1 protein-coding gene and 1 pseudogene are annotated in these 2,340 nt (G+C 73.1%); one reads left to right on the forward strand and one right to left on the reverse strand.

Annotated features, from left to right (window positions below):
* Positions 1-600 (forward strand): annotated as a pseudogene (locus tag JNW89_RS35035) (hypothetical protein); the annotation flags it as partial.
* 31 nt (positions 601-631) lie between these two features.
* Here JNW89_RS35035 and JNW89_RS35040 read toward each other — a convergent pair.
* The coding region (locus tag JNW89_RS35040) for a hypothetical protein (protein ID WP_238452287.1) at positions 632-2,340 on the reverse strand (1,709 nt) is incomplete at its 5' end.

Genomic DNA, 2,340 nt, shown 5'->3' on the forward strand with positions numbered 1-2,340 from the left:
GCCCGGGTCCCCGCGCCCCGCGCGGCGGCCGACGACGCCGGCACGACGGCGGCGAGAGCCACGCCAGCCCGGCGGCGCTGGGTCCGGCCGGTCGGGTACGCGGCGATCACGCTCGCCGTACTGCCGCTGTTCCCGCGTCCGCTGCCGGCGCAGCCGGTCGACCCGCCGCCGCACTTCATCACCGCCGGCGGCTGGCGCCCGTACGTCCCGGCGGGCCGGACCCTGGTGCCGGTGCCGATCCCGAGCAACGTGCACGGCCTGCCCACGCTGCGCTGGAGCGCGCTGACCGGGCACGAGTTCCCAGTGCCGGGCGGCTACTTCATCGGGCCCAACCTCGACGGTGAGGGGGTCTTCGGCGCGCCGAACCGGCCCACCAGCACGCTGATCTACTCCAGCATGGACACCGGCACCGTGCCGGCGCTGACCGAGGAGAACCGCCGCCAGGCGGTCGAGGACCTGCGCTACTGGAAGGCCTCGGTGGTGGTGCTCGGCGCACACCCGCGCGAGGCGGTGCTGCGCGAGCTGATGACCGGCCTGATCGGGCCGGCGCAGCGGGTCGACGACGTGTGGCTCTGGGACGTGCGCCCGCTGGTCGGCTGACCGCCCACCCGGCCCGCCGAGGGCGGGGAGGTCAGGCGGTACGGGCGGTCAGCGGCCGGACGTCCCAGACCCAGACGTCCAGCTCCCGCTTCGCGGGGCCGACCAGCTGCTCGACGGTGCGCCGCAGCGGCTCGGCGTGCTGCTGGCGTACCGGCAGCACCAGGACCGCCGCGTTCCAGTGGCGCAGCTCGTCCAGGCAGCGGCGGCGCTGCCGGTCGTCCAGCTTGGGCGTACGCCCGGTGGTGGCGACCTCGTCGAGCAGCTCGCCGATGCCGCTGGGCCGGCCGCCGAAGCGACCCGGGTCGCCGGTGTTGCCGTTGCGTGGGGCCAGGAAGTAGCCGCCGGGGATCTTGAAGTCGAGGTTGGTGGAGGCCGCCCACCGCATCCCGTTCGTGTTGCCCATGCTGGGCACGGGCACCGGCACCAGCGTCTGGTCCGGGCCGACGTACTCCCGCCAGCGATCGGCGGTGATGAAGGCCGGCACCGGCGGACGGGAGGTCACCTTCAACGGCATCGGCACGATCGGCAGCAGCGCGAGCACCAGGGCGCCGACGGTGACCGTCTTCGCGTGCCGCCACTCGATGCCGCGCAGCGTCCACGCCCGCTGCACGGCCAGCGCCAGCAGCATGCCGATCACCACGCTGGTGATCAGGGCGAACCGGGTCGGCACCACCGCGTCGAGCAGCGGCAGCCGGACCAGCAGGTCCCACGGGCCGGTGAAGAGGTCCCGGTCCCACCAGGACACCCGCTCGCCGAGCGAGAGCACGGCGAAGAAGAACCCGGTCGCGGCGAGCGCGCGGACCAGCACCTCGCGGCGCAGCCAGACCACGATGCCGACGGCGAGCAGCGACAGGCTCCAGCCGAAGAAGGCGTTCTCCTCGGAGTAGTTCGGGGCCAGGTTGACGTTCGCCCGCTCGTTGCCGCCGAAGGTCGGCGAGCCGGGGGCGAAGAAGGCGGCGATGTCGTTGCCGTAGTCGCGGACCGCGTCGCTGAGCCCGTGGTACGCCATCGGCCCGGCGAACTGGATGTAGAGCGGGTACGCCAGCAGCGCCCCGGCCAGCACCGCGCACACCGGCAGCCCCTTGGCCAGCGGGCGCCAGGCCACCGACCACAGCGCCGGGCGCTGCACCACCATCGCGGTCAGGAAGACGCCGCAGGCCAGCGCGGTGAAGAGCAGGATCTCCTCGTTGATGAACGCCTGCACGGTGACCAGCAGCGCCAGCAGCGCGCCGTCGCGCACCGGCCGGGCGGAGCGGGTCAGCACCATCACCCGCCAGACGATGAACGGCAGCAGGAACTGGGAGATGATGTTGGGGTGCCAGTTGGCGTGCGACAGCATCGCCGGTGAGAACCCGCAGAACCAGGCGCCCACCGCGGCGGCCAGCCGCCGGCGGACCAGGTGCCGGGAGAACACGTGGTACCAGGCGGCGGCGGTGCCGGCGAGGCCCAGGGTGACCAGCACCACGAAGGACACGGCCGGTCCGAAGAGCAGGGTGATCGGCACCATCGGGATGCCCAGCGCCAGCACGGCCGTGTTGGCCATCAGGTTGACGCCGTCGGGGTAGTTGAACTGGTCGGTGAAGAAGGGGAACTCGCCGTCCAGCACCACGCGCACCGAGTGGGCGAGGAAGAACTGCACCTGGGCGGGGTCGCTGCTGTAGAGCGCGGCGACCCGGCCGGCCGGGTCGACCCAGAGCTGGCTGGTCACCCAGAGCGCGACGAGCAGGAAGATCCCGTAGA

Source organism: Micromonospora sp. 4G55, from assembly GCF_016803375.1.